Raw genomic sequence first — 26194 nt, 5'->3', positions numbered from 1 at the left:
GCGGGGTCTTCCGTTACCATCACGCCCATGCCAGCAATCGACCCCTCCATCTTCAAAGCCTATGACGTGCGCGCCAGGGTTTCGCGCCTGACGCCCGATGCCGCATACCTGATAGGTTGCGCGCTGGGTTCGCTTGCCATCGAGCGCGGATTCTCACAGCTGGCAGTTGCGCGTGACGGACGCCTGTCCAGCCCGGCACTGGCGCAAAGCCTGATTGCCGGCATGTTGCAGAGCGGTGTCGATGTGCTGGATCTGGGGCTGGCGGCAACGCCGTTGCTCTATTTTGCTGCCAACCGGCTTGCCAACGGCTGCGGGGCGATGATCACCGGCAGCCATAATCCTCCCGATTACAACGGCATCAAGATGATGCTGGGTGGCGATACCATCGATGGTGCTGCCTTGCAGGACTTGCGCGTGTGCATCGAGGCTGGCCGGTTTTCGACAGGGCAGGGTACGCGGCACCCGCGCGACATCTCCGGTGAATACTGTGCTGCCGTGGCAGCGCAGGTGCGGCTGCTGCGGCCACTCAAGGTGGTGATCGATGCCGGCAATGGCGTGGCGGGTGCGATTGCACCGCAGTTGTTGCGGCAACTGGGGTGCGAGGTGGCCATGCTGTATTGCGCGGTGGATGGCCATTTCCCCAATCATCACCCTGATCCGCAGGATGCCGCCAATCTGGGCGACCTGCAGCACGAAGTTACCCGCCAGCGTGCCGATATTGGCCTGGCGTTCGATGGTGATGGCGACCGGCTGGGTGTGGTAACCCGCACCGGCAACATTGTTGCCGGCGATCGTCTGCTGATGCTGTTTGCCGCGGCCGAACTCGCACGCAAACCGGGCCATGTGCTGTATGACGTCAAATCCAGCCGGTTGCTTGCCCGCTGGGTGGCTGCGCACGGCGGCAGCAGCGAAGCGATTCCCACCGGCCATTCGCATATGAAGCGCCGGCTCAAGGCCTGTGGCGCACTGGTGGCCGGTGAGTTGTCCGGTCATTTCGCCTTTGCCGGCTGGGGCGTGGACGATGCCCTGTACGCGGGTGCCAAGTTGCTGCAGATGATTGCTGATGGTACAGATATTGATGCTGAGCTCGCACGTCTGCCCGTGTCCCTGATCACGCCGGAATTGCAGATTGCGCTGCAGGAAGATGGCCAGGCCCGTGTCGCACAGATTGCGCGCAATGCGGTGTTCCCGAGTGCCGAACGCGTGTTCGGGGTCGATGGCTTGCGTATCGAATATGCAGACGGTTTCGGCCTGATCCGCGCTTCCAATACCACGCCGGTTTTAACCCTGCGCCTGGAAGCGGATAATGCCGCAGCATTGCAAAGAATTTACCGCGAAATGGCAACAGCAATTGCGCCGTTGCCCATGCCGGAACTGAAAGAACTGGAATGACCATGATTGCTCTCCCTCCCCGACACATCATCGCCGCCAATGTCGCGGCCGCATTGGCCGAGGATATCGGCGAAAACGACTGGACCACGCAACTGATCCCGGCAGGCAAGCCGGGCGTGGCGCGTGTGATTGCACGCCAATCTGCCGTGATTTGCGGTAAACCCTGGTTTGACGAAGTGTTTCACCAGGTTGATCCGGATGCGTGTATCGATTGGAAAATCGCGGAAGGGGATAGGGTCGAAGCCGGAACCTTGCTGTGCGAAATCAGCGGCCAGGCGCGCAGCCTGTTGACCGCCGAGCGTTCGGCGCTGAATTTCCTTCAGATGCTCTCGGCCGTGGCGAGTGAAACCCGGTGCTATGTCGATGCCGTGGCCGGTACCGGCGCCCGCATCCACGATACGCGCAAGACCCTGCCTGGCCTGCGCCGCGCCCAGAAATATGCCGTGCTGGTTGGCGGCGGGTGCAACCAGCGCATCGGTCTCTACGATGGCATCCTGATCAAGGAAAACCACATCATGGCAGCCGGTTCGATCACCGCCGCGCTTGAGGCTGCGCGCGAGATCGCACCGAGCCATGTCACGATCCAGATCGAGGTGGAAAACCTCACCGAGCTCGATGAAGCCCTGGCTGCTGGCGCCACATCGGTGCTGCTCGACAATATGAGCAACGACGACATGCGCGAAGCGGTAAGCCGCTCGCGCGGCAAGGCCGTACTGGAAGCCTCCGGCGGCATCGAGATGGCAACGATCCGCGCGATTGCGGAAACCGGGGTGGATCGCATTTCGATCGGCAAGCTGACCAAGGACGTGATCGCGGTTGATCTGTCGATGCGTTTTCAGATGTAGCAAAACGGGATTTGTCGCTGTCGTTCTGCGCGGTTGTGGGCTACTGTGAAGGAAAGGGCGTAGGTGCCATGTTGGGGCGCCCACTGTGTTCAATCACTTCAGAGGAGCATGTGTTATGGCAACACGCGAAGAATATGTCCGCAAGCTGCAGGCCAAACTGGACGAATGGAATGCCGATATCGACCGTCTGGCCGTCAAGGCCGCGCTGGCTGAAGCAGAGCTGAAGACCCAGTACAGCGATGAAATCGAGATGTTGCGCAACAAGCAGATCGAAGCACGCGTGAAGCTCGAAGCCATGCAGGAAGCCAGTGAGAGCGCTTGGGAAGACATGCGTTCCGGCCTTGATATTGCCTGGGATGCAATCAGTGAAGCCGTGAGCTCAGCCAAATCACGTTTCAAATAACCTCTGCAAAGCCTGTGAAATAACACAGGCTTTTTTTGTGGTTATTTATAAGCTGTTGGTCTAATATCTGGCCATGTCTTCAACCCCCGAACTTCCCCGCCGTCCGCGCGGCCGGCCAGCCCGTAATGGGCTGGATTACGCCGATACGCGCGCCCTGCTGATTCGCTGCGGCATCGAACTGCTGACCCAGCAGGGGGTGAGCGCGACCGTGATCGACGATGTGCTCAAACGTGTCCAGGTGCCCAAAGGATCGTTCTATCACTACTTCGAGAGCAAGGATGCGTTTGTCGCCGCCGCTATCGAAGCCTATGCCGATTATTTTGCACGCAAGCTCGACAAGCATTTCGGCAATGCCGATCTGATGCCGCTGGCGCGACTGGCTGCCTTTGTTGATGAGGCCTGTTGCGGGGTCGAGCGCTTCGATTACACGCGCGGATGCCTGGTGGGCAACCTGGGGCAGGAAGTCAGTTGTATCGATGCGGCACTGCGTATCCGGCTTGAAGAGATCTTTACCGACTGGGAACAACGCCTCGCGCAATGTTTGCAGCGCGCGGTGGAGGCGGGTGAGCTGGCTGCGAATGCCGATTGTGCGGGCCTGGCGCATGTGTTCTGGATCGGCTGGGAAGGTGCCGTGCTGCGTGCACGTCTGGCGCGTTCGATCGAGCCGATGCAGGCCTTTCTGCGCTTGTTTCTGCAGGCACTGCCACGCCACTGAATTTGTCTGGTTTATTTGTAGTTGATTGGTCTATTTATTTGAAAAGGAAAAAAGATGTTCAAGGGCATTCTGATCACCAAGGATGAGGCCGGCTATCGCGCGAGCTGCCAGCAGATCGACGAGAGCGTGCTGCAGGAGGGCGACGTGACCGTGCAGGTCGAGTGGTCGACACTGAATTACAAGGATGGTTTGGCCATTAGCGGCAAATCTCCGGTCGTACGGCGCTTTCCAATGGTGGCCGGCATCGATTTCGCCGGTACGGTCATCGAGAGCAGCCATCCGCGCTGGAAAACTGGCGACAAGGTTGTACTCAACGGTTGGGGCGTGGGCGAGACGCATTGCGGTGGCCTGGCCCAAAAGGCGCGCGTGAAGGGCGACTGGCTGGTGGCGCTGCCCGCTGCTTTTTCCACACGCCAAGCCATGGCGATCGGTACGGCCGGCTATACGGCAATGCTGTGCGTGCTGGCACTGGAAAAGCATGGCGTAAAACCGGCGGATGGCCCGGTGCTGGTCACCGGTGCCAATGGCGGCGTAGGAAGCGTTGCGGTGGCACTGCTGGCGAAACTGGGTTATCAGGTGGTGGCATCGACCGGCCGCACGCATGAGGCTGATGGGCTCAAGGAATTGGGTGCTGCGGAAGTGATGGATCGCGCCGAGTTGGCAGCGCCCGGCAAGCCGCTGGCAAAAGAGCGCTGGGCCGGCGTGGTCGATACCGTGGGCAGCCATACGCTGGCCAATGCCTGTGCTTCCACGCGCTATGGCGGTGCGGTCGCGGCCTGCGGTCTGGCGCAAGGATTCGATTTTCCGTCGACGGTGATGCCTTTCATCCTGCGCGGTGTGACCTTGTACGGTATCGACAGCGTGATGGCGCCGCTGCCGGTACGCGAGGCCGCCTGGCAACGCCTGGCGCACGATATCGATCCGGCCAGACTGGAAAGCCTGACTTCTGAAATCGGTCTGGAAGAGGCCATTGCCGCAGCAAACGATCTGCTTGCGGGCAAGGTGCGTGGCCGGGTAGTGGTTGATGTAACGCGCTGATTCGGGCGTTACGGCGAATCGGCCGGATGCAATAAAAAAGCATCCGGTCGATTTGGATCAATGAGTTACATGTTTTGCAGAAGAGTTGTCACGGATTCGTCACATTGCCTTCTTATGCTGCCGGGGTGTTCACGGGAAACGAGAATGGCACCACTATCCACCGAGTTGCAGCAGGCAGAACTGGTCCGGCTGTTGCATGATGACCTGCTGACTGCCCTGTTCCAGCCGATCGCCGCGATGGGCGCGGGCGAGGTATTCGGCTATGAAGGCCTGATCCGCGGCCCGTCAGCGAGTTATCTGCATTCCCCTCTGAATCTGTTCGCTGCTGCACACCATTGCGGCATGCTGCCCGAACTCGATTTCGCCTGCCGGCGCGCGGTGATTCGCAGCTTTGTCAAAGCCGGTTTGCCGGGCCGCTTGTTTCTGAATATTTCGCCGGCCTGCCTGACTTCCCCCTCGTTTCGATCCGGGGCTACGCTGGAAATCCTGCGCGAAGTGGGGCTCTCCCCGCAGCGCGTGGTGATTGAACTGACCGAAATCCACCCGGCCGACAACTTCGACCAGTTGTGCAATGCGCTGCAGCACTATCGCGAAATGGGGTTCCGCATTGCCATCGATGACCTGGGCGAGGGCTTTTCCGGTTTGCGTCTGTGGTCGGAATTGCAACCGGATTTCGTCAAGATCGACAAGTATTTCATTCAGGGTATCTCAGGGGATGCGCAGAAACGCCAGTTCGTGCGCTCGATTCACCATATCGCGCTCAATACCGGCGCACGCGTGATTGCAGAAGGCGTGGAAACCCAGGCAGAGCTTGAATGCGTGCGTCGTATCGGCATCGATCTGGCGCAGGGCTACCATCTGGCCCGGCCCCAAGCCAATCCGCCACGCAAGTTGCTGATCGAGCCGGCAGTGCCGGTGCGCGGCGGCCTGATAGCGCAGCAAAGCGCGCGCAGCCTGCTGGTGGATGTACCCACCGTGCGCGAGACCGACAGCAATGAAAGCATTTACCAGCGATTCAGCAAGGCACAGGAATTGCCGGCCTTGCCGGTGTTGTCGGAGTCGGGCGAACCGGTGGGTCTGATCAAGCGCCATGAGGTACTGGAGCGCTTTGCCCGGCCGTTCAATCGCGAACTGTATGGCCAGAAGCCGTGCAGCATGTTGATGGACCCGGCCCCGCTGGTGGTGGAACACAGCATCAGCCTGGAAGAGCTATCGCGTCTGGTGACATCGTGCGAGCGCCGCTATCTGGCCGATGGTTTCATCATTACCGAGGGTGGACGTTATCTGGGCATGGGTACCGGGCACGATCTGATGCGTGCAGTAACCGACATGCAGATCCGCGCGGCGCGCCATGCCAATCCGCTGACCTTGTTGCCGGGCAATGTGCCAATCCAGGAGGAGATCCTGCGTCTGCTTGCCATGCAAACCCCGTTTGTCGTGGTTTATGCCGATCTGGATCACTTCAAGCCGTACAACGATATCTACGGCTATGAAAAGGGTGACGAGGTGATTCGCCTGCTTGGCACCATCCTGCAGGGGGTGGCCGATCCCAATCTCGATTTTGTCGGCCATATCGGCGGAGATGATTTTCTGCTGCTGTTTGTCTCGGACGATTGGCAGGCGCGTTGCCTGGAAATTCTGGAGCAGTTCGATGCCAGGGTGGCCGAGCATTTCCTGCCCGGCCATGTCGAAGCCGGTGGTTATTGCTCACCCGATCGGCAGGGCAACAGCCAGTGGCATTCCCTGATCAGTCTTTCTCTGGGGGCCGTTGCAATCGATCCGGCACAGCACCAGTGTCATCACGATATTTCAGTAGCAGCGGCTGCGGCCAAGAAAATGGCCAAGCAGCAAAGCGGTTCCAGTCTGTTTGTGGAGCGACGCAAGGCCGGCAGCAGCCGTGCCATTGCGGAAGATATCCAGGAGCGGCAGGCTTGCAGGGCGGCCTGATTTGCGTCAGCTCTGCACGGTGAGCGCAACCAGTCTGACGACCAGCGGGCGAACCAGCAGCACGCAACAAAAAGCCACCGGCATGGCCAGCATATAAGCCTTGCCGACACGCCATGCGAAATCACCAGTCACGCCGCCGCTGACCGCAACAATGACCGTGCACATCAGCAGGGCCATAATTGATGACATGAAAAAGGCAAAGGCAACCGGCGAGAAATGCTTGGGCAATTTGCGTGATTTGCAGGGCTGTGTGTAATCAATCGGGTGGTTCATGGGTGAAGCATGTGTGTGAATAAGCAAGTCGGCCGGACTATGCCAAAACCTGGCTGCTAGCGCCAGCCCAGCGCATGCGAGATGGCCTGCGCCGTGGCCAGCACTTGCGGCCCGAGTTCAGCCATGCGCGCTTCCGACATATAGGGTACCGCGCTGGCCACGCTGACGGCTGCCACCAGTTTGCCGCTGACATCGAAAACCGGTGCGCCGACGCAGCGGATGCCCAGTTCGTGTTCTTCCAGATCGTAGACCCAACCCTGGCGCAGATAACCGCGCATGGTTTCCTGATATTGCGCCCATGCCGCCAGCATGGGTTGCTGGCCTCTCTGAACCTGATCTGCCCAGGCTGCTTCGTAAAGTGCCGGCCAGCGTTCCTGTGCGATACCAAGCATCAGTGCCTTGCCCACCCCGGTTGAGGCAATCGGCTTGCGCTGCCCGATCTGCGAGCGCATTTCCAGCCCGCGCGTGCCCGGAATCTTGTCCAGATACAGCACGCAATCGCCATCGACCTGGCCCAGATGCACGGTGTCGCCACATTGTGCAGCCAGCGCTTCCAGGTGCGGACGGGCAATGGGGACCAACGGGCGCTGCTCCAGCGCGATCGTTCCCAGCCGGATCAGTTTGGGCCCCAACAGGTAGCCGCGATAGGGGATATGGTGCAGGTAGCCTTCGCTGACCAGACTATTGAGCATGCGGTGCGCGGTGCTGCGCGGCGTACCCAGTCGGGCAGCAATGCCTTTGACATCATTGATGCCATCGGCCACGCACTCCAGCAGGGCCAGCCCGCGCATCAGGGTTTGCGTGCCGGCAACCGGTTGCTTGTCGGCAGAGGCGTTATCCGCCAGAGATGGGGCGAGCGGGAAAGAGGTATCGGCTTGCATGCAATGTCCATAAGCAGGGCGATCACGCGGGGTGATCAGGATCCGTGCATTGTAATCGATGACAAGCCGATACAGGATGGGGCGGCCCGGATTCATGACGATCCGGGTGCGTGCTTGATCAAGGCATGTACTGGCCGCCATTCACATTGATGATCTGGCCGGTGATATAGCCGCTGCAAGCGTGCGAAGCCAGGAACAGGAAGGATGGCGCAATTTCTTCCGCCCGGGCAAAGCGCCCCATCGGAATGGTAGCGTTGATCTGCGCACGCACGGCGTCGTTCTTGTCGGCATGGAAGGCGGTATCGACCGTGCCCGGTGCCACCACATTAAAGCGCACGCCTTGCTTGGTGTAGGAAGTGACCCAGTTCTTCTGGATGGTGTGGATCCAGGCCTTGGCCGCGGCATACAGCGAGGCGCCCGGGCCGCCACCCATATAACTGGCGAACGAGCCGACCAGTACGACCGACGAGGTGGTGCCGCTGGCTTCTGCGGCGGCAGCCAGATGGGGCATCGCGTACTTGGTCACCATATGGGCCGAACGCGCATTCAGATCGAATACCTGATTGAAGAAATCGTCGTCGATCTCGCTGATCTGCTTGCGCCCGACCAGACCGCCGACATTGTTGATCAGCACATCGATGCCGCCAAAGCGATCCACAAACTCATTGATCAGTTTTTCACAGGCTTGTGTATCGCACAGGTTGCCCGCAAAGAACGCACCTTCACCGCCGAGTTCGCGCAGTTCCGCCAGCGATTGCTCGATTCCCTCCGACATGACGTGTGACGTAATGCCCACCTTCGCGCCTTGGCGGGCAAAGGCACGCGCCGTGGCCATGCCGATCCCTTGGGTTGAACCGGTAATCAGAACCCGCTTGTCTTTCAAGTCATTGAACATCTTCTAGCTCCTTGGGTTGAGGGCCGTTAATGGCCGGGTCGTGTCTGTCCATGCAATGTCTCAATATATGGACAAGTAAAAAATATTTGACACAATGCTATGGCTGTTTCTAATATTTGGTCAACAAAGAAATTATTTGAGACATTTGGAGGCCTTGTGAATCACCCGGATGAATCCATCACGGCAGATGAATCGCCCAAGGGCACGCAAACGCTGATGCGCGGGCTGGCCCTGCTGGAGTGCGTGGCGCAGGGCATTTCGGATGTGAAAGGCATTGCCGCGCATCTGGGTACGCCGCGCAGTACCACGCACCGCATGCTGGGCAGCCTGGTCAGCGAGGGATATCTGCATCACGTGCCTTATCGCGGCTACACGCTTGGCTCGCGCCTGATCTATCTGGGGACCAAGGCACAGGAGCAGCGTCCGCTCGGCGCGCTGGCGCGGCCGCACCTGGAGGCGCTTGCTGCACGGACCGGAGACACGGTCCACCTCGGCACGGTGGAAGGTACGCAGGTCTTCTATCTGGAGAAGGTTCCTGGCACCAAGGGGCTGGAAATGCGCTCGCGTGCCGGACAACGCATGCCGCTGGCCTCCACCGGAGTGGGCAAGGCGCTGATGCTGGGTTTTGCGCCGGGGCAATGGCGCGATTTGTATGACGAAGCGGTGGCGCTCAAGGTGGATGCCGGCGAGCGCTCACTACTGAGCCCCTGGCCGCAGTTTGAAGAAGCCATGCTGCGCTACCGCGCGCAGGGCTGGGTGATGGATCTGGAAGAAAACGAACTGGGCATCCGCTGCGTCGGTGCGCCGGTACGCGATGTCAGCGGCAAGGTGGTGGCGGCGATCAGCGTGGCCAGTGCCGTGCCCTACATGCCCAAGGAACGCATGCTGGAACTCGGCCCGCTGGTGCTGGCTGCGGCCGGCCGGATTTCTGAAGTGCTCGGAATGGAGAAGGCAAGCACATGAATGCCAATGAACAAATGAAAACGCCGGCCTTGCTGGCACTGGATTGGGGAACCTCCAGCCTGCGCGCCTTTTTGCTGGGTGCGCAGGGTGAGGTGTTGCAGGTACGCAGCAGCGCGCAAGGACTGCAATCGCTGCCACAGCCCGGTGCCGCCGGGTTTGAGCAGGCATTGGCTGAAATTGCTGCGGACTGGCTGCAAGCCTGGCCGGAACTGCCGGTTGTGGCGGGTGGCATGGTTGGCAGTGCGCAGGGCTGGAAAGAGGCGCCGTATGTGCGCTGTCCGGCTGATGTCGCCACGCTGGCGGCCCACAGCGTGCGTGTTCGCAGCCAGTTGGGCTGTGATGTGGTGATTGCTCCGGGTGTTTTGCTTGATGAATCCGCTGTTGCTCCGGATGTGATTCGCGGCGAGGAAATCCAGATTGCCGGCGCGCTGGCCGCCAATCCCGAGCTGGCCCGGCGCGCAACCATGGTGCTGCCCGGTACGCATTCGAAGTGGGTGCAGGTGGAAAACGGCCGCATCGTGCGCTTCGCCAGCTATATGACTGGCGAGATGTTTGCCGTACTGCTGAAGCACTCGATCCTCGGGCGTCTGATGGCTGATGCCGAGCAGCCAGAGCCGGCCGCGGCCGAATCCGCCTTTCTGCAAGGCGTGCAGGCCGCCAGGGAAAGTCTGCCCGGCGATTTTCTGCACCAGATTTTTGCTGCCCGCACATTGGGCCTGACCCGGCGCCTGATGCCGGGCCAGCTCAAGGATTATCTCTCTGGCCTGTTGATCGGCCATGAGCTGGTATCCGGGCTGGCCAAATCTTCAACCGTACTGCAGGCGCAGGGGCCGCTGCTGCTGATCGGCGATGCCGGCTTGTGCCAGCGCTATCGCCAGGTTTTTGCCGCGCTTGGCGTACCCGTGGCCGGCACGCTGGATAACCCGGCACCGCGCGGCCTGTGGGAAGTTGGCCGGGCGCTGGGCCTGATCAACGCGCGTGTGGCCGAAGTTCAATCTTGAGGATGCCGTGATGGAAAACACCCGACTTGCCCGATTTGAATCTGCGCAGGCCAGCCTGCCGCTGGTGGCCATTCTGCGTGGCGTAACGCCGGCCGAGGCCGAAGGCGTGGCAAAAACACTGTACGACGCAGGCTTTCGCCTGATCGAAGTACCGCTCAACTCGCCGGAACCGTTCGAGAGCATCGTCCGCATGCGTGCGTGCCTGCCTGACGATGCCCTGGTCGGTGCCGGAACCGTGTTGCGCATGGCGGATGTGGAGCGGCTGGCCGCGATCGGTGCCGATCTCGTGGTGATGCCGCATGCCGATGTGGTGGTGATTGCCGCAGCCAAGGCACTTGGCCTGATCTGCCTGCCCGGTGTTGTGACGCCGACCGAGGCCTTTGCCGCACTGCGTGCCGGGGCCGATGCACTCAAGCTGTTTCCAGCCGAACTGGTCTCGCCGCTGGTGATCAAGGCCATGCGTGCCGTATTACCCAAAGAGACACGGCTGTTTCCGGTGGGCGGCATCACGCCCGACAACCAATCCCCGTTTCTTGCAGCAGGTGCCAATGGTTTCGGCCTGGGTTCCGCGCTGTATTCGCCCGGCATCACCCTCGAACAACTGGCCGGGCGCGCCGAATGCTTTGTCGCTGCGTGGGAATCGCAGTGCGTGGCATAAGTGTGTGGACAGGCCTTGCAGCAGGCCGTCCATGCGTTGGAAACGTCTGATTCATCAGCGTTTCAATGTTTAATTCCAGGAGGTTGAAGATGAAATCGCAAAAACTGATCGTCCGCGTGCTGAGCGCAGTCTGTGTTTCCACCCTGATGCTCGGCGCACCTGCCCAGGCTGCTGATTATCCGACCAAGCAGATCGAAGTGGTGGTGCCCTATGCCGCCGGTGGCGGAACCGATCTGGTCACGCGCGCATTTGCCGATACAGCCAAGAAGTATCTGCCCAAGCCGATGGGCGTGGTCAACAAGACCGGTGGCGGCGGTGCGGTGGGCTTGTCCGAAATCGTGACGGCGCGCCCCGATGGCTACAAGATCGGCACCGGTACGGTTGAATTGACCATGCTGCCGCACATGGGCCTGGTGCAGTTTACCGCTGACGATGTGGTGCCCATCGCCCGCCTGAATGCCGAGCCGAGCGCCATCTCGGTCAAGGCTGATGCGCCTTGGAACAGCTATGAGGAATTCATCGCCTATGCCAAGGCCAATCCGGGCAAGGTGCGTATCGGCAATTCCGGCACCGGCGCCATCTGGCACCTGGCCGCTGAAGCGTTGGCGGACAAGACCGGGACCAAGTTCAACCATATCCCGTACGACGGCGCCAATCCGGCCGTGACCGCGCTGCTGGGCGGACATATCGAAGCAGTGACGGTTAGCCCGGCCGAAGTGGTCAATCATGTGGCTGCTGGCAAGATCAAGCTGCTGGCCGTGATGGCGGATCAGCGTGCCGCCGGTTTCGACAAGGTGCCGACCCTGAAAGAAAAAGGCGTGGATCTGACCGTGATGACCTGGCGCGGCATTGTGGCACCGAAGAAAACTCCGCCGGCCGTGGTTGATGCCCTGCGCAAGGCCGCCAAGCAGACCGCCGAGGATGCTTCCTTCAAGGAATCTCTGGCCAAGATGAATCTGTCGCATGCCTATCTGGACAGCGCTGATTTCAAAAAGGCCATCGACAAGGACAACGCTTTCTTCAAGGGCCTGATGACCAAACTGGGTATCGCCAAATAAACGGACAGACGCGATCGATCCCGGCCTGAGGTGACTCGGGCCGGGAGGTCGAAGTCCTGCATGAAAAGGGTATTGTCATGAGTCATATGCAATCGTCTGGCGACCAGCAGCCTTCACGCCAGGATCACAAAATTGAAATCCTGATCGGCGGGCTGGTCTGCCTGGTGGCCATTGCTGCCATTCTGGTTTCCCGCAAGTTCCCTTCCACCGGCCTGGCAACAGATATCGGTTCGGCCCGTTTTCCGCTGATTTACGCTGGCGCTCTGATCGTATTGAGCGGGTTCCTGATCGCGCGCAACCTGCGCAAACTCAAGCAGGGTATTGCATCGCCTGCACCCGAAACCACCGGAGCGGGCCCGTACCATCTGCGCACCGTACTGGGTGTGGCGGCGACAATTGCGTGCCTGGTGCTGATGCCATGGTTGGGTTATGCGCCGGTCACGGCGGTTTATCTGGCGGGCTTGATGGGGCTGATGGGCATGCGCAACAAATTGCTCAATCCTGTCCTGGCGCTGGTAATCACCGCATTGCTGTATTTCGTTTTCTCGCTGGGCCTGAATGTGCCCCTGCCGGTCGGCACCCTGTTTGAATAAGCTCGCTGCGGCGCAAGGATATTCATCATGCAAGAACTCAATTTGCTTCTGAACGGTTTTGCCGCCCTGGCGCAACAACCGTTTGCATTGCTGCTGTCAGTGATCGGTGTGGCGGTCGGTATCGTGATTGGTGCCATGCCGGGGCTGACAGCCACCATGGGGGTGGCGATTCTGTTGCCATTTACCTTCGGCATGGATCCGGTATCCGGCCTCTTGATGATCTCCGGTGTATTTTTCGGTGGCATCTACGGCGGTTCGGTCACCGCCATCCTGTTGAAGATTCCGGGTACGCCGGCTGCCGCCGCCACGGCCATGGATGGTTTCGAGTTGACCCGGCAGGGCAAGGCCGGCATCGCGCTGGGTACGGCCACATTGTCTTCGTTTATTGGCGGTACGCTCAGTGTGATCGTGCTGATTTTCATGGCACCGATCCTGGCCGGTATCGCACTGGAATTCAGCGCCTCGGAAACCTTTGCGCTGGCTGTTTTCGGCTTGAGCATCATCGCAAGCATTTCGGGCGAATCGCTGGTCAAGGGTCTGATTGCCGGCTTTCTGGGCCTACTGATTGCTACGGTTGGTCTTGATCCGATGGGCGGTTTTCCGCGTTTTACCGGGGGATTCAATGAGCTGATGCAGGTGCCGTTCATTCCGGTGATGATTGGTCTGTTCGCCGCCGCCGAAGCCTTCAAGGCGATGGCCGAGAGCGAAACCCTGAAAAACAAGGCAGCAGAACTGGGGCGCATCATTCCGCCGTGGAGCACCTACAAGCGCATGCTGGGCACCGTGTTGCGCTCGACCGGCCTGGGTGTTTTCATTGGTTCCATTCCTGGCGCCGGTGCCGACATTGCTGCATTCGTGGCCTACAACGAGGCCAAGCGTTTCAGCAAGACGCCGGAAAATTTCGGCAAGGGCGAACTCTCGGCCGTGGCTGCTTGTGAATCGGGTGCCAATGGCTGTACCGGTGGTGCCTTGCTGCCGATGCTGACGCTGGGTATTCCGGGTGATGCCGTTACGGCCGTGATGCTGGGTGCGTTGACGCTGCAAGGTTTGCAGCCGGGGCCGTTGCTGTTCAAGGAACATGCCGATCTGGTGTTCACCCTGTTTGCCGGCATGCTGTTCTGCTATGTGGCCTTGCTGGTACTTGGCTTGGGCTCGTTGCGCTTCATGGGCCGCATCCTGCAGATGCCCAAATCGATCCTGACGCCAACCATCATGGCGCTGTGCATCGTGGGAACTTACGCGATCAACAACAGCATGTTCGATATCGGCATCATGCTGATCGCCGGCGTCGTTGGCTATTTCATGCAGAAATGGGAATTTCCGCCTTCTCCGATCGTGCTGGCGCTGATCATGGGGCCCATGGCCGAAAGCAGCTTCCGCCGGGCGTTGTCCTTGTCCAGTGGCAGTTATGATTTCCTGTATACCCGCCCGATTACGCTCGGTTTTCTGATTTTGGCATTGTTCACGCTGTGTTTCCCGGTGATTCGCCGTTTCCAGAAAAAACGCCAGCAACGCAATCTGCAATTGGCAGCCGCCGATACCCCGGCCTGATTCACAGAGGACTTGTCATGACACAAACCATCACAATTGGTCCGGATGCGTTGATTTGTCCGGAAATACGCAACAACGTGGGTGAAAGCCCGGTCTGGGATGCCGGTAGTGCCTGCTGGGCGTGGATCGACCAGGCCGGCCGTGCCTTCCGGCTGGATGCATCCAGCGGTGCCGTACGTAGCTGGCGTTTGCCGGAGCGTATCGGCAGCATGGTGCTGCGTCCGGATGGCCACATGGTGTGCAGTTGCGAAACCGGAATTTTCGATGTGATGCTGGGCGAAGGTGAAGATGCCGAAATCACACGGCTGGCCAGCGTTGCGCATCCTTTAGCCGGCATGCGCTTCAACGATGGCCGTTGTGATCGGCAAGGGCGCCTGTGGGTATCGAGCATGGTGATGGATATCTCGCTGGGCGAGCCGGCCGGGCGCTGGTATCGCTATACCCGGGCTGAAGGATTGCAGCCTTCCGAGTTTGATGACTTTGTCATTCCGAACGGTTCGGCTTTCAGTCCGGACGGCAAGACCTTCTATTGCTCCGATACGCATCGCGACCGGCGCATGCTCTGGGCGTTCGACTATGACACCGACAGCGGCTGGATCGGCAACAAGCGTGCATTTGCCGATCTGCGCAATGCGGGCGGGCGTCCAGATGGCGCTGCCGTGGACGTGGATGGCTGCTACTGGATCTGCGGGCTGGATGACGGCAGCCTGATGCGCTTTACCCCGCAGGGCAAGCTCGATCGCCAATACCGTTTGCCGATGCTCAAGCCCACCATGTGCGCGTTTGGTGGCGAGGATGGCCAGACCCTGCTGGTGACGTCACTATGCCGTGGCGAAAAGGATCTTGAGACCGACCCGCATGCCGGGCGATTGCTGATGTTCCGCCCCGGGGTACAGGGTATTGCGGAACCACGTCTGGCTGGCTGATTTTCACTTTTCTCCTCGTTACGGCGGGTGATCGCGGCATGCGCGGTTTCCCGCCGTTTTTTATTGCCGCTGCCGGCTGATCGCCTTGCCGCCTACCGGCAAAATTTGCCTGTGCCGGGTTTCCCCGTTGCAGGTGCGCCAGTATTCGTGCGGCTTTCCGCCAATTTCAATGCTGGCATGCTTCCTGCTGGCAAATCGTCCAACTTCAGGAGGTTTGCCATGTTGTCGCGACTTGATAATCACTTTCGGGTACAGGAAACAGCGCTGAAATTGCGTGCTGCGCGCCAGGAGCTGATTGCCGCCAATATCGCCAATGCCGATACGCCCAACTACAAGGCGCGCGATGTGGATTTTACGTCCGCATTCAACAATGCACTGGCTGGTGGCAATACTCAACCTGCTTTGGCGACCACGGATGCCCGTCATCTGCAAACGAGTACCTCGGTCGATATTTTCCCGGCCTCTGCAGTGCTTTACCGCACGCCAAGCCAGCCGTCGATTGATGGCAATACCGTGAATGTCGATGAGGAAATGGTTGCATTTACCGATAACGCCCTGCGTTATCAGGCGGCAATCACCTTCATGCAAAAACGCATCGAAGGCCTGAGTTCTGCGATCAAGAGTAACTAAGGCGGCTGATCATGTCCCTGTTCCGTATTTTTGATATTTCCGCATCCGCCATGCAGGCCCAGTCGGCTCGCCTGAATGCGGTGGCATCCAATCTGGCCAATGCCGAGTCGGTGACCAGCTCAAATGGTCAGCCCTACCGCGCCAAGCAGGTGGTGTTTCAGGCCGCCCCCGTGGGTGCCGGCCAGAATGCGCTGGGTGTCAAGGTTTCTGGTGTGTATGAAGATCCGACCCCGGCCAAACTGGCCTATCAGCCGAACAATCCGCTGGCTGATGCCAATGGCTATGTCGCCATGTCGAATGTGAATGCGATCGAGGAAATGACCAATATGATTTCCGCCTCGCGCGCTTACCAGACCAATGTCGAGGTGATGAATACCGCCAAGACCCTGATGACCCGTACCCTGGCACTTGGCCAGGTCTGAAGGAGCTGAAGAATGGCTACCGTTTCCAGTACCCAGAATAGCAGTTACGACTACAGTGCGCTGAATGCCAAAGCCAGCACTACCAAGACCGATATGGAAGAGCAGCAGGATCGCTTCATGAAACTGCTGGTGACCCAATTGCAGAATCAGGATCCGCTCAATCCGATGGATAGCGCCGAGACGACTTCACAGATGGCGCAGATCAATATGGTGACGCAGTTGAGCCAGCTCAACGATTCATTCACCAGCATGCTGAGCAGCTTTACTGCCCAGCAAACCTTGCAGGCCGCCAATGTGATCGGCAAGTCGGTGCTGGCTGCGGGATCGACCCTGAATTACGACGGTTCAACCGCGATTGATTTCCGTACCAATATCACCTCTGGTCTGAAAGGAGGTCTGGTGCAGGTTGTGGATGCTTCAGGCAAGGTCGTACAGGAACTCGAATTTGGCCAGCAATCGTTTACCGGCTACGGCAATTTCACCTGGGATGGCAAAACAGCCGAGGGAACGACTGCATCGGCAGGCACGTACACGATTCGTGCTTATGGCGCGCAGAGTGATGGCAGTGCCGTGCAGCTGCAAACCCAGACCTGGCAAAAGGTGGGCAGCGTGGCGCTCGATGGCGGCAGCACCAAGATCGTACTGGCCGATGGCTCTGCGGTTGATCTGAATTCAGTGTCACAAATTCGTTAAAAGTTTTTTGCGCGGTGGGTAATGCCCGATCGCGAAAAATAAGGAGAAGGAAATGGGTTTCCAGCAAGGGTTGAGTGGCCTGAATACGTCGTCAAAGAATCTGGATGTCATCGGCAACAATATCGCCAATGCCAATACCGTGGGTTTTAAAGGATCACGAGCTGAGTTCGCGGATATCTACGCTGCCAGCTTTGCCAGTTCCAAGAATCTGACCGGTATCGGTGGACGTGTGGCCGGTATTTCGCAGCAGTTCGGCCAAGGCAATATCACTACGACCGACAATCCTCTGGACGTGGCGATTACCGGCAACGGTTTTTTCCGCATGGTCGATTCGGCTGGCACCGTGACCTATACGCGTAACGGGCAATTTCAGGTTGACCGCAATGGCTACATCATCAACGGTACGGATCGGCTGACAGGTTGGGATGTCGATGAAAATACTGGTCTGCTGGTCAAGGGGGGTACGCCGGAGCCATTGCAATTGACCGTTGGCAACGTGGGGGCGCGTGCTACCGGCGGTTCCGGAACCAGTAATGCCGGCCTGGCGATGATACTGAACCTGAATGCCTCGTCGACTGTACTGAGCCGGGCTGCTTCACCGGCTGGCGTAGGGCCGTTGTCGATCACGGATCCGACCACCTATACCAGCTCCACCTCGGCAACGATTTACGACTCGTTGGGCGTTTCTCATACCCTAACCTTCTATTTCACCAAAACCGCAGCCAATACCTGGGAAGTGCAAACCAGCCTGGATGGCAGCTCGGCAACGGTCAATCAGGGCAATCTTGTATTCAGCAGCAATGGTCAGGTCGATGAAACGGCCAGTACGGCCGACTCGATTGCCTATTCCGAGACATTGACCAATGGTGCAACATCACCGCTTGCATTCAATATCAATCTTTCCGACTCGACTCAGTACGGCAGTGCCTTTGGCGTTAACTCGATCAGTCAGGATGGCTATGCCGATGGCGTGCTGACCGGCATTTCGATTGGCGACGATGGCACCATTCTTGGTACCTATTCCAATGGTCAAAGCCGCACAGTGGGCCAGGTAGTGCTGGCCAACTTTGCCAATCCGCAAGGTTTGCAGCCGCTGGGCAATAACCGCTGGGGCGTGTCGTATGCCTCGGGTGAGGCGCGCGTAGGCGATCCGATGACCTCCGATCTGGGAACTTTGCAGTCAGCAGCCGTTGAAGATGCCAATGTCGATCTCACTGCGGAGCTGGTGAACCTGATCACGGCGCAGCGCAATTACCAGGCCAATGCGCAGACGATCAAGGCGCAGGACACCATCATGCAGACGCTGGTTAACCTGAGATAAGAAGGGAGAAGGGAAGGGTGAGTAACCAGTAGGTTGATCTTCACCCCTTGCCCTCACTGCAAAATGGACCGACTTCTCTATATCGCCATGTCTGGTGCCAAGCAGGCCGAGCTGCGCCAATCTACGGTGTCGCACAATCTGGCCAATGCTTCGACCACCGGTTTTCGTGCCGAGCTGGCCGCATTTCGTGCCATTCCGGTACTGAGCGATTCCGGTCTGCCGACGCGAGCCTTTGTGGTCGAGCAAAGCACGGGTTCGGATCTGACATCCGGCCCCTTGCAACACACAGGCAATGATCTGGACGTGGCGATCAATGGCGATGGCTGGATCACCATCCAGACTGCCAGCGGTGAAGCCTATACCCGCAATGGCGGCCTGGTGGTGGATGCCACCGGCTTGTTGAAAACACGCAGTGGCCAGATCGTGCAGGGGCAGGGCGGTCCGTTGACTGTGCCTGAGAATACCCGCATCACGATTGCGCCGGATGGCACGGTTTCTGGGGTGGCGCTGGATAATCCGAACCAGCAGGTCGAGATTGGCCGCATCAAGCTGGTGAATCCGCTGGCCAATCAGTTGGAAAAAGGCCTGGATGGCCTGTTTCGCCAGCGTGACGGCCAGCCGGCGCAAGTGGATGCAAACGTGAAACTGGTTTCGGGCGCGGTTGAGGGCAGCAATGTCAACACCGTGGATGAACTGGTCTCGATGATTACGGTACAGCGACACTATGATTTGCAGGTCAGGTTGATGCAGGCCGCCGATCAGAATGCACGCAGTGCCACACAGATTCTTTCGCTCAATAGCTGACAGGGATAATTAAGCCATGATGCGTTCATTGTGGATTGCCAAAACCGGCATGGATGCCATGCAGATGAATGTGGATGCGACATCCCATAATCTGGCCAACGTCAGTACCAATGGCTACAAACGCGAGCGGGTGGTGTTCGAGGATCTGCTGTACCAGAATCTGCGCCAACCGGGCGGTGCGACGTCGCAGCAAACCCAGATGCCGACCGGTTTGCAACTGGGTACCGGTGCGCGCGCGGTGGCGACCGTCAAGAATTTTTCCCAGGGCAATCTACAGCTGACTGATGGTCCGCTCGATCTGGCCATCCAGGGAGATGGTTTTTTCCAGATCACGCTGCCTGATGGCAATACCGCCTATACCCGCGATGGCTCGTTTCAGGTGGATAGCCAGGGTAACGTGGTGACCTCCAATGGTTATTCAATCTCCCCGGCATTGCAGGTGCCTCAAGGCACAACCAAAATTACCGTGGCGGCCGATGGTACGGTGACGGCCATCGTGAACAACAATTCCGCTGCGCCGGTACAGCTTGGCAATATCCAGCTGGCAACCTTTATCAACCCGCCGGGACTGCAGGCTATCGGTGGTAATCTGTCGCTGGAAACGGCTGCGTCCGGTGCGCCGTTGGTGGGTGATCCCGGCACCAATGGCCTGGGTGCCGTCAATCAGGGCTATGTCGAAACCTCGAATGTCAATGTGACGGAAGAGTTGATCAACATGATTCAGGCGCAGCGTGCGTTCGAAATCAATTCGCGCGCCATCAGCACCTCGGATGAAATGCTGCAAAAGTTGTCGACCCTGTAATGCTGAATGGATAAAACGATGAAACAGCTTGGTTTGGCCGCACTTCTGCTGGTATTGCTGTCGGCATGCACCACGCCTACCGTGGTGACCCAGCCGACCACGGCGCGGCCGCAAGCGATGCCGTCAGCGAAAATGAGCAATGGCTCGATTTTCCAGTCGGGTTCTGCACGTTATCTGTTTGAAGAGCCGATCGCGCGCGACGTGGGCGATACCGTGCTGATTGCGATCGAAGAAAATCTGACAGCCAGCAATAAATCGAATACCAGTGCCAGCCGCAGCAGTAGCGCGAGCATCAGTGGCAGTGCTTCCATCCCTTATTTCCCCAATGCACTGGAGAAATTCTTCTCTTCATCGCTGACCGGTTCTGGCAGCAATTCATCGAATGGCAAGGGTGAAACCAGCAATACCAATACCTTCAGGGGTTCGCTGGCGGTATCGGTGATTGAAGTGCTGCCCAATGGATACCTGGTCGTGGGCGGAGAAAAGCGGGTCAACGTCAATGGCGAAATCAACAATCTGCGCCTGACCGGCGTGGTCAACCCGCGTGAAATCAAGGCCGGCAATACCATTTCGTCGACTCGGGTCGCCGATGCGCGAATCGAGCAGGTGGGTGAGGGTGTGATCGCCGATGCCAATACCATGGCCTGGCTGGCACGATTCTTCTTGTCCGTGCTGCCGCTGTGAGGAGATAAGCATGCGTCGATTCTTGTTGTTGCTGTTGCTGGTATCAGGGCTGGTTCATGCCGAAAAGATCAAGGATCTGGCCAGTTTTGCCGGTGTGCGCGATAACCAGTTGGTGGGCTACGGGCTGGTGGTGGGTCTGGATGGCAGTGGTGACCAGACTACCCAGACACCTTTTACGGTGCAGTCAGTGACCAATATGCTCACCAGTATGGGTGTGCAGGTGCCTACGGGCGGGAACCTGCAGCTGAAGAATGTGGCTGCCGTGACGGTGACCGCCACGCTGCCGGCATTTGCCCGGCCAGGGCAGCCGCTGGATGTCACGATTTCCTCGATCGGTAATGCCAAATCCTTGCGCGGCGGTACGCTACTGATGTCGCCATTGAAAGGTGCGGATGGTCAGGTGTATGCCATGGCACAAGGCAATGTGGTGGTGGCGGGTGCCGGTGCCTCGGCGGGAGGCTCCAGTACCACGATCAACCAGCTGGCCACTGGCCGTATTCCGAATGGTGCGACCGTGGAGCGGGCGGTGCCGACGCAGCTCGGCAGCGGCGAATTCATTCAGCTGGAATTGCTGAGCACCGATTTTACGACCGCATCGCGCGTGGTGAATGCCATCAATACCCGCTACGGTGGGATTGCCGCAGCGCTGGATGGCCGGGTGATCCAGGTGCGCGCGCCACTCGATTCCAATATGCGCGTGAGCTTTCTGGCCGGATTGGAAAACCTGGAAGTGACCCCGGCGCAAATGTCACCCAAGGTGATCATCAATGCGCGAACCGGTTCAGTAGTGATGAATCAAAGCGTGACGGTTGATCCCTGCGCCATTGCGCATGGCAATCTCACCGTCACCATCACGACCGAGAATACGGTATCCCAGCCGGCACCCTTGTCTGCCGGGCGGCCGCGCACGGTTCAAAATAGCGAAATCATGATCCAGGCCGACAAAGGCCCGATCGTGCGTCTGCCGCAGGCCACCAATCTGCGCGATGTTGTCCGCGCCCTCAATGCCGTGGGTGCAACCCCGCAGGATCTGCTGGCCATTTTGCAGGCCATGAAATCGGCTGGTAGTCTGAAGGCCGAGCTCGAAATCATCTAAGAAACTGTCCACGATCTTGCTGCGAAGCCGTGATCAGGGCTCATGTGCTGCTCAAAATCCTCATGTACTCCCTGTACATTCCGGTTTTTGCGCTGCTCTTCACCCCGCTGACGGCTTCTCGCTACAGATCCTGAGCAGGTTCTAATCAATGATGCCGGCACGCTCCTTGCTTTAATGGGTTACTTCCCGTTGAAGCAAGAGTTTGTCGATGTCCTTGCCCGCATCCGTTAATACTGTTTCGCAAAATCTGGCGTTTGATCCAAACGGGATCAATGCCTTGCGCCAGACATCCCGCAGTGCCGGGGATGCCGGTGTGCGCAATGTTGCCAGGCAGTTCGAGGCGCTGCTGTTGCAGCAGATGCTCAAGTCCATGCGCGAGGCAGGACAAGGCTTTGCCGATACGCAAAGCAGTTCCATGCGCCTGTTCAACTCCATGCAGGATCAGCAATTTTCCCAGGCGCTGGCCATGAAGGGCGGGGCTGGGCTGACTGATGCCATCGTTCGCCAGATTCAGCAGCAGAGTGGCCAAGCCGGCCAGCGTTCGCGAGATGCCACCAGTTTGACCGGGTTTCCTGTAATCGGAGCGGCGGCAAGTGCTGCCCGGCAGGCGGCAAAACCTGCCGCCACGACGGCAGCCGGCGGTGGCCTTGCCGATCGCTTCCTGGAAAAGTTGTCCGGTGTGGCGCAGGAAGTTTCATCTTCGCTCGGTCTTTCTCCAACGCTGGTGCTGGCACATGCAGCGCTGGAATCAGGCTGGGGAGGCAAATCCATCAAAAAGGCCGATGGCTCGGAAAGCTACAACCTGTTTGGCATCAAGGCCGGCAAGGATTGGAATGGCAAAGCCGTGGATGTGCTCACGACTGAATTTATCGATGGACGCATGCAAAAACGCATTGAAACCTTTCGCGCCTACGATTCCTATGCCGATGCATTTCAGGACTACGCGAGTCTTCTGAAGCGCCGTTTCGGCGATGCCATTGGTGCCGGTGCCGATGGAGTAGGTTTCGCACGAGCGCTGCAAGCCAATGGCTATGCCACCGACCCCAACTACGCGAACAAGCTGGCAAAAGTTGCGCAGAGCGTTGCCACGCGGCTTGCCGCCCGTCAGTCCGCATCAAGTCAGGTGGCTTGAGGCCGATAAGAAAAAGAGAGGAGCAGCAATATGGGATCATCCGTTTTCACGATCGGCCTTTCCGGGCTCAAGGCCGCTAACCTGGGCCTGACTACCGCCGGGCACAATATCGCCAACGTCAATACGCCGGGCTATTCCCGCCAGTCGATCCAGCAAAGTGCGCCTTATCCGCAGATGTCAGGCAGTGGCTATGTCGGCCTGGGTGTGCGCGTGGACAGCATTACCCGCAGCTATGATCAGTTCCTTACCCGGCAAGTGCAAACCACCCAGGCCAAGGCCAGCTACTACGAAACCTATTACAGCCATATCGCCCAGATCGATAATCTGGTAGCGGACAGCAGTGCCGGTGTGTCGCCGGCCATCCAGGATTATTTCTCTGCCGTGCAGAATGTGGCGACCAATCCTTCCAATTTGCCGGCGCGCGAAACCCTGCTTTCTTCCGCGCAAACCATGCTGAACCGTTTCGAGTCGGTGAACCAGCAACTGGCAGATCAGCGTACTGCGCTCAATGGCGAGATCACCAATGCGGTAGCCGGTATCAATTCGTACGCCAAGCAAATTGCCGATCTCAACCAGCAAATCGTACTCAGCAGTGGGACGGGTATTCCCCCCAATGATCTGCTCGATCAGCGTGATCAGTTGGTGAAGGAGCTTAATACCTTGGTAAAAGCCTCCACGGTCACGCAAAGCGATGGCAGCATCAATGTCTTCATCGGTACCGGGCAGAATCTGGTTGTTGGCGGGGAAACATTTTCGCTGGGTGCAGTAGGCTCTCCGGATGATCCACAATCCACAACCGTGGTTTACCAGCAAAACGGTAATACGATTTATCTGCCGGAGAATGCACTGGGCGGCGGCGAATTGGGTGCCTTGCTGGATTTCAGAACCAATTCGCTTAACCTGGCGCAAAACAATCTTGCAATGGTGGCCGTGGGCATGGCACAAATGCTCAATGCCCAGCAGCGCGCCGGTATGGATCTGAATGGCAAGCTCGGACAGAACCTGTTCGATTTTTCGCGCGCCAGCAGCTTTACCGCAACGCTGGGTGGTGTTGATATCAGCGTTTCCTCACCGGAAAGTGCGATTCCAGCTTCGGATTACAGCCTTGCCTATGACGGTGTCGGCAACTACACACTGACCCGGCTTTCTGACAAGGCAACACAGAGTTTCACCACTGCGCAAATGACAGCCGGATATACTGCGCTGGGCGTAACGCTGCAGGCAGCCGCAACACCTGCGGCAGCGGCCAGCACCGACTGGTCATTTCCTCCTGATATCGGTTATGTGACGCCCAATTCGATGAATACCGGTTCGGCGGCATTGAGTGGCTATATCAGTGATATCGCCGATTTGCAGCCCAGCGATTACGAGCTTGGCTTCGATGGCAGTCAGTACATCCTGACCCGACTATCCGATAACAGCAAGACTGCATCAGCCACCATGCCGCTGACGGTGGACGGGTTGACCTTGAATCTCACTGGCAGTATGGCCAGTGGCGACAGTTTCACTATCAAGCCGTATGAAGGTTTCATCGATTCACTGAGCGTGCGCATTACGGATGCGCGCGACATTGCCGCGGCATCGGCCATGAAGCTGACTTCGGGTTCCGCCAATACGGGTAGCGCTTCGCTGACGCAGCCATTGGCCGATACGCCATCGACCTCAACCACCGATGCTGCAGTCAATCCGGCATTGCGCAATCCTGTGAATATTGCATTCACAGCGGCAGACAGCTTTACGGTAACGGATAGCGTAACCGGGTCGGTAACCACCCATGGCTATACGGCAGGCATGACGCTGAGTGTAAATGGCTGGAGCTTGAAGATTACCGGGCAGCCGGCTGCCGGCGATACGTTTGCGATTGGCGCAAACACGGCAGGCACGGCGGATGGCAGCAATGCGCTCAAGCTGGCGGCGTTACAGACAACGAAACTGTTGTCCAACGGTACGGCCAGCTTCGAGCAGTCCTACAGTCAGATGGTAGCGCAGATCGGAGTGCAGACCGGCGAGGCCAACATCATGGCCGAAGCGCAGGGCACCATGCTGAGTCAGGCGGAAACCGCGCGCGATTCGGTCTCCGGCGTGAATCTGGATGAAGAAGCGGCCAGCCTGTTGCGCTACCAGCAAGCCTATATCGCGGCCAGCAAGCTGATCCAGATTGCGCAGCAGGCATTTGAAGAAATTGCCAACATTGTTTGATTGATCCGGTATTCATGAAGGAGTGCGATCATGCGCATCGCCACCAATACGTTATTCAATATCAGTACCAGCGGCTTGCAGAAGCATCTGTCTGATCAGGCGCGCCTGCAGGAGCAACTCTCCAGCGGGCGCAGGATTCTCACTCCCTCGGATGATCCGATCAATTCGGCGCGCATTCTTGATATCAGTCAGACGGCCTCAATTAACGAACAGTACGCAGTTAACAGCAAAACGGCTGATTCGGCCCTGAGTATTACCGAATCCAATCTGGCGCAGATTGTCGGTGTGATTCAGGATCTGCAGACCCTGGCAGTCAATGCTGGTAATGCCACGCAAACCGCTGCTGAAAAAAAGATGCTGGAAACGGAATTGCAGGGGCGCTATCAGGAATTGCTGGGATTGGCCAATAGCACCGATGGCAATGGCATTTACCTGTTTTCTGGCTTCCAGGGTGATATCAAGCCGTTCACGGAAAATACCTTTGGTAACGTGCAATACAACGGCGACGAAGGTGTGCGCAAAGTGCAGATATCGAGTGGTCGCCAAATTCCTATTTCTGAAAACGGCAATGAGGTATTTCGTAATATCAAGAATGGAAATGGCACGTTTGTCACGGCTGCAGATGCTGGAAATGGTGGTTCCGGGGTAATTAGTGCGGGTGAAGTTACATCTGTTTCCGATTGGAATTCAATATCTGGATCGCGAAATTTCAGTATTCAATTTACCAGTGCGACCACGTATGACGTTTATCAGGATGGAAATGCAACACCGATTCAAAGTGGTACTTATAGTGCAGGCGGAAATATTGCACTGAGTGGTTACGGTGTCCAATTTTCTATCGCTGGTACGCCCGCAAGCGGCGATACGTTTACACTTGAGGCCAGCAAAAACCAGGATATTTTCTCCACACTCGGTGCCTTTTCCGATGCACTGAATGCGTACAGTACCGATAGCGCCGGAACAGGCCAGGCGGCTTTCCAGAACCAGCTCAATGGCGTCATGCAGAACCTCGACAATGCCTTGTCACAGGTGCTGAAAGTGCAGGCGGCGATCGGTGCGCGCATGAATGAAACCGAGTCGGTACAGGATACCAATGAAGACCTGCAGTTGCAGTACTCCAAGACCATTTCCGGCCTGCAGGATCTGGATTATGCCGCGGCGATCAGCGAGTTCTCGATGAACCAGATGCTGCTGGAAGCTACCCGCAGCAGTTTTGCCAAGGTGCAGGATCTTAGCCTCTTCAAGTATATTTGAGCCTTCCCGACTCCAAGG

General features: G+C 58.2%; 27 protein-coding genes. 24 read left to right on the top strand and 3 right to left on the bottom strand.

The genetic code is table 11. The features are described from left to right. Positions 1-27: 27 nt before the first annotated feature. The 6 genes from AC0KVQ_RS06640 to AC0KVQ_RS06615 all read left to right on the top strand — a co-directional run bounded on the left by AC0KVQ_RS06640 (position 28) and on the right by AC0KVQ_RS06615 (position 6340). Entirely contained in the window at positions 28-1392 is a 1365-nt protein-coding gene (locus AC0KVQ_RS06640; protein ID WP_473420361.1) for a phosphomannomutase/phosphoglucomutase, read from the top strand. Between the two features lie 2 nt (positions 1393-1394). After that, entirely contained in the window at positions 1395-2237 is an 843-nt protein-coding gene (nadC, locus tag AC0KVQ_RS06635; RefSeq protein ID WP_473420360.1) for a carboxylating nicotinate-nucleotide diphosphorylase, read from the top strand. Between the two features lie 115 nt (positions 2238-2352). Next, positions 2353-2640, top strand: coding sequence for a sll1863 family stress response protein (locus AC0KVQ_RS06630; RefSeq protein ID WP_473420359.1), 288 nt, complete (start codon positions 2353-2355; stop codon positions 2638-2640). A 73-nt stretch (positions 2641-2713) separates the two neighbouring features. Next, entirely contained in the window at positions 2714-3355 is a 642-nt protein-coding gene (acuR, locus tag AC0KVQ_RS06625; RefSeq protein WP_473420358.1) for an acrylate utilization transcriptional regulator AcuR, read from the top strand. A gap of 54 nt (positions 3356-3409) precedes the next feature. Further along, on the top strand, positions 3410-4393 hold the full coding sequence (acuI, locus tag AC0KVQ_RS06620; protein WP_473420357.1) for an acrylyl-CoA reductase (NADPH): 984 nt from the start codon (positions 3410-3412) through the stop codon (positions 4391-4393). A 144-nt stretch (positions 4394-4537) separates the two neighbouring features. Further along, positions 4538-6340, top strand: a complete 1803-nt coding sequence (locus tag AC0KVQ_RS06615) for a GGDEF domain-containing protein (protein WP_473420356.1) — start codon at positions 4538-4540, stop codon at positions 6338-6340. Between the two features lie 6 nt (positions 6341-6346). Here the strand turns inward: AC0KVQ_RS06615 and AC0KVQ_RS06610 are convergent, their stop codons facing one another. From AC0KVQ_RS06610 to AC0KVQ_RS06600, 3 genes are read right to left on the bottom strand one after another with little or no spacing between them, the layout of a single operon-like run. Next, complete coding sequence (locus tag AC0KVQ_RS06610; RefSeq protein WP_473420355.1) at positions 6347-6613, bottom strand: DUF2798 domain-containing protein; 267 nt, start codon at positions 6611-6613, stop codon at positions 6347-6349. Positions 6614-6669: 56 nt separating this feature from the next. Further along, positions 6670-7590: an IclR family transcriptional regulator gene (locus AC0KVQ_RS06605; RefSeq protein WP_473420354.1), complete on the bottom strand. Its 921-nt coding sequence runs from the start codon at positions 7588-7590 to the stop codon at positions 6670-6672. A 22-nt stretch (positions 7591-7612) separates the two neighbouring features. Continuing rightward, the gene (locus AC0KVQ_RS06600; protein WP_473420353.1) at positions 7613-8389 is read right to left on the bottom strand and encodes an SDR family NAD(P)-dependent oxidoreductase; all 777 of its coding nucleotides are present in this window, start codon (positions 8387-8389) and stop codon (positions 7613-7615) included. A gap of 156 nt (positions 8390-8545) precedes the next feature. Here AC0KVQ_RS06600 and AC0KVQ_RS06595 point away from each other — a divergent pair, with 156 nt between their 5' ends. From AC0KVQ_RS06595 to flgL, 18 genes are all read left to right on the top strand, one after another. Continuing rightward, the gene (locus AC0KVQ_RS06595) at positions 8546-9352 is read left to right on the top strand and encodes an IclR family transcriptional regulator (RefSeq protein ID WP_473420352.1); all 807 of its coding nucleotides are present in this window, start codon (positions 8546-8548) and stop codon (positions 9350-9352) included. Continuing rightward, positions 9349-10353 carry a 2-dehydro-3-deoxygalactonokinase gene (locus tag AC0KVQ_RS06590; protein WP_473420351.1) on the top strand — a complete coding sequence of 335 codons (1005 nt, stop codon included), beginning with the start codon at positions 9349-9351 and terminating at the stop codon, positions 10351-10353. The genes AC0KVQ_RS06595 and AC0KVQ_RS06590 overlap by 4 nt, the downstream gene beginning before the upstream one ends. A gap of 10 nt (positions 10354-10363) precedes the next feature. Then, positions 10364-11011, top strand: a complete 648-nt coding sequence (locus AC0KVQ_RS06585; protein ID WP_473420350.1) for a 2-dehydro-3-deoxy-6-phosphogalactonate aldolase — start codon at positions 10364-10366, stop codon at positions 11009-11011. An 89-nt stretch (positions 11012-11100) separates the two neighbouring features. Next, entirely contained in the window at positions 11101-12069 is a 969-nt protein-coding gene (locus AC0KVQ_RS06580) for a Bug family tripartite tricarboxylate transporter substrate binding protein (RefSeq protein WP_473420349.1), read from the top strand. A gap of 77 nt (positions 12070-12146) precedes the next feature. Beyond that, positions 12147-12662: a tripartite tricarboxylate transporter TctB family protein gene (locus tag AC0KVQ_RS06575; protein WP_473420348.1), complete on the top strand. Its 516-nt coding sequence runs from the start codon at positions 12147-12149 to the stop codon at positions 12660-12662. Positions 12663-12689: 27 nt separating this feature from the next. Continuing rightward, positions 12690-14213, top strand: a complete 1524-nt coding sequence (locus AC0KVQ_RS06570; RefSeq protein ID WP_473420347.1) for a tripartite tricarboxylate transporter permease — start codon at positions 12690-12692, stop codon at positions 14211-14213. Positions 14214-14230: 17 nt separating this feature from the next. Next, on the top strand, positions 14231-15139 hold the full coding sequence (locus AC0KVQ_RS06565) for an SMP-30/gluconolactonase/LRE family protein (protein ID WP_473420346.1): 909 nt from the start codon (positions 14231-14233) through the stop codon (positions 15137-15139). Positions 15140-15358: 219 nt separating this feature from the next. Beyond that, the gene (flgB, locus tag AC0KVQ_RS06560; RefSeq protein WP_473420345.1) at positions 15359-15769 is read left to right on the top strand and encodes a flagellar basal body rod protein FlgB; all 411 of its coding nucleotides are present in this window, start codon (positions 15359-15361) and stop codon (positions 15767-15769) included. Positions 15770-15780: 11 nt separating this feature from the next. After that, a complete protein-coding gene (gene flgC / locus AC0KVQ_RS06555; protein WP_473420344.1) occupies positions 15781-16191 on the top strand; it encodes a flagellar basal body rod protein FlgC in 411 nt (136 codons plus the stop codon). A gap of 12 nt (positions 16192-16203) precedes the next feature. Then, on the top strand, positions 16204-16884 hold the full coding sequence (locus AC0KVQ_RS06550) for a flagellar hook assembly protein FlgD (RefSeq protein ID WP_473420343.1): 681 nt from the start codon (positions 16204-16206) through the stop codon (positions 16882-16884). A gap of 52 nt (positions 16885-16936) precedes the next feature. Next, a complete protein-coding gene (flgE, locus tag AC0KVQ_RS06545; RefSeq protein WP_473420342.1) occupies positions 16937-18205 on the top strand; it encodes a flagellar hook protein FlgE in 1269 nt (422 codons plus the stop codon). 63 nt (positions 18206-18268) lie between these two features. Further along, the gene (flgF, locus tag AC0KVQ_RS06540) at positions 18269-19009 is read left to right on the top strand and encodes a flagellar basal-body rod protein FlgF (protein ID WP_473420341.1); all 741 of its coding nucleotides are present in this window, start codon (positions 18269-18271) and stop codon (positions 19007-19009) included. Positions 19010-19025: 16 nt separating this feature from the next. Continuing rightward, the gene (gene flgG, locus AC0KVQ_RS06535; RefSeq protein ID WP_473420340.1) at positions 19026-19811 is read left to right on the top strand and encodes a flagellar basal-body rod protein FlgG; all 786 of its coding nucleotides are present in this window, start codon (positions 19026-19028) and stop codon (positions 19809-19811) included. Positions 19812-19829: 18 nt separating this feature from the next. Next, positions 19830-20495: a flagellar basal body L-ring protein FlgH gene (locus AC0KVQ_RS06530; RefSeq protein ID WP_473420339.1), complete on the top strand. Its 666-nt coding sequence runs from the start codon at positions 19830-19832 to the stop codon at positions 20493-20495. Between the two features lie 10 nt (positions 20496-20505). After that, positions 20506-21591: a flagellar basal body P-ring protein FlgI gene (locus tag AC0KVQ_RS06525; protein WP_473420338.1), complete on the top strand. Its 1086-nt coding sequence runs from the start codon at positions 20506-20508 to the stop codon at positions 21589-21591. Between the two features lie 208 nt (positions 21592-21799). Continuing rightward, positions 21800-22723, top strand: a complete 924-nt coding sequence (gene flgJ / locus AC0KVQ_RS06520; RefSeq protein WP_473420337.1) for a flagellar assembly peptidoglycan hydrolase FlgJ — start codon at positions 21800-21802, stop codon at positions 22721-22723. Between the two features lie 30 nt (positions 22724-22753). Further along, positions 22754-24922 (top strand): flagellar hook-associated protein FlgK, encoded by a 2169-nt coding sequence (flgK, locus tag AC0KVQ_RS06515; RefSeq protein WP_473420336.1) that lies wholly within the window; start codon positions 22754-22756, stop codon positions 24920-24922. Positions 24923-24952: 30 nt separating this feature from the next. After that, positions 24953-26176, top strand: a complete 1224-nt coding sequence (flgL, locus tag AC0KVQ_RS06510; RefSeq protein WP_473420335.1) for a flagellar hook-associated protein FlgL — start codon at positions 24953-24955, stop codon at positions 26174-26176. Positions 26177-26194 lie beyond the last annotated feature (18 nt).

This window comes from Formivibrio sp. oc-25 (assembly GCF_055810895.1).
This window is presented reverse-complemented; position numbering and strand designations above follow the sequence as displayed.

What these genes read in the sequence shown, in the direction of transcription:
- AC0KVQ_RS06640 (WP_473420361.1), top strand. Translation starts at nt 28, where the DNA reads ATGCCAGCAATCGACCCCTCCATCTTCAAAGCCTATGACGTGCGCGCC.
- nadC (WP_473420360.1), top strand. Translation starts at nt 1,395, where the DNA reads ATGATTGCTCTCCCTCCCCGACACATCATCGCCGCCAATGTCGCGGCC.
- AC0KVQ_RS06630 (WP_473420359.1), top strand. Translation starts at nt 2,353, where the DNA reads ATGGCAACACGCGAAGAATATGTCCGCAAGCTGCAGGCCAAACTGGAC.
- acuR (WP_473420358.1), top strand. Translation starts at nt 2,714, where the DNA reads ATGTCTTCAACCCCCGAACTTCCCCGCCGTCCGCGCGGCCGGCCAGCC.
- acuI (WP_473420357.1), top strand. Translation starts at nt 3,410, where the DNA reads ATGTTCAAGGGCATTCTGATCACCAAGGATGAGGCCGGCTATCGCGCG.
- AC0KVQ_RS06615 (WP_473420356.1), top strand. Translation starts at nt 4,538, where the DNA reads ATGGCACCACTATCCACCGAGTTGCAGCAGGCAGAACTGGTCCGGCTG.
- AC0KVQ_RS06610 (WP_473420355.1), bottom strand. Translation starts at nt 6,613, where the DNA reads ATGAACCACCCGATTGATTACACACAGCCCTGCAAATCACGCAAATTG.
- AC0KVQ_RS06605 (WP_473420354.1), bottom strand. Translation starts at nt 7,590, where the DNA reads ATGAATCCGGGCCGCCCCATCCTGTATCGGCTTGTCATCGATTACAAT.
- AC0KVQ_RS06600 (WP_473420353.1), bottom strand. Translation starts at nt 8,389, where the DNA reads ATGTTCAATGACTTGAAAGACAAGCGGGTTCTGATTACCGGTTCAACC.
- AC0KVQ_RS06590 (WP_473420351.1), top strand. Translation starts at nt 9,349, where the DNA reads ATGAATGCCAATGAACAAATGAAAACGCCGGCCTTGCTGGCACTGGAT.
- AC0KVQ_RS06585 (WP_473420350.1), top strand. Translation starts at nt 10,364, where the DNA reads ATGGAAAACACCCGACTTGCCCGATTTGAATCTGCGCAGGCCAGCCTG.
- AC0KVQ_RS06580 (WP_473420349.1), top strand. Translation starts at nt 11,101, where the DNA reads ATGAAATCGCAAAAACTGATCGTCCGCGTGCTGAGCGCAGTCTGTGTT.
- AC0KVQ_RS06575 (WP_473420348.1), top strand. Translation starts at nt 12,147, where the DNA reads ATGAGTCATATGCAATCGTCTGGCGACCAGCAGCCTTCACGCCAGGAT.
- AC0KVQ_RS06570 (WP_473420347.1), top strand. Translation starts at nt 12,690, where the DNA reads ATGCAAGAACTCAATTTGCTTCTGAACGGTTTTGCCGCCCTGGCGCAA.
- AC0KVQ_RS06565 (WP_473420346.1), top strand. Translation starts at nt 14,231, where the DNA reads ATGACACAAACCATCACAATTGGTCCGGATGCGTTGATTTGTCCGGAA.
- flgB (WP_473420345.1), top strand. Translation starts at nt 15,359, where the DNA reads ATGTTGTCGCGACTTGATAATCACTTTCGGGTACAGGAAACAGCGCTG.
- flgC (WP_473420344.1), top strand. Translation starts at nt 15,781, where the DNA reads ATGTCCCTGTTCCGTATTTTTGATATTTCCGCATCCGCCATGCAGGCC.
- AC0KVQ_RS06550 (WP_473420343.1), top strand. Translation starts at nt 16,204, where the DNA reads ATGGCTACCGTTTCCAGTACCCAGAATAGCAGTTACGACTACAGTGCG.
- flgE (WP_473420342.1), top strand. Translation starts at nt 16,937, where the DNA reads ATGGGTTTCCAGCAAGGGTTGAGTGGCCTGAATACGTCGTCAAAGAAT.
- flgF (WP_473420341.1), top strand. Translation starts at nt 18,269, where the DNA reads ATGGACCGACTTCTCTATATCGCCATGTCTGGTGCCAAGCAGGCCGAG.
- flgG (WP_473420340.1), top strand. Translation starts at nt 19,026, where the DNA reads ATGATGCGTTCATTGTGGATTGCCAAAACCGGCATGGATGCCATGCAG.
- AC0KVQ_RS06530 (WP_473420339.1), top strand. Translation starts at nt 19,830, where the DNA reads ATGAAACAGCTTGGTTTGGCCGCACTTCTGCTGGTATTGCTGTCGGCA.
- AC0KVQ_RS06525 (WP_473420338.1), top strand. Translation starts at nt 20,506, where the DNA reads ATGCGTCGATTCTTGTTGTTGCTGTTGCTGGTATCAGGGCTGGTTCAT.
- flgJ (WP_473420337.1), top strand. Translation starts at nt 21,800, where the DNA reads ATGTCCTTGCCCGCATCCGTTAATACTGTTTCGCAAAATCTGGCGTTT.
- flgK (WP_473420336.1), top strand. Translation starts at nt 22,754, where the DNA reads ATGGGATCATCCGTTTTCACGATCGGCCTTTCCGGGCTCAAGGCCGCT.
- flgL (WP_473420335.1), top strand. Translation starts at nt 24,953, where the DNA reads ATGCGCATCGCCACCAATACGTTATTCAATATCAGTACCAGCGGCTTG.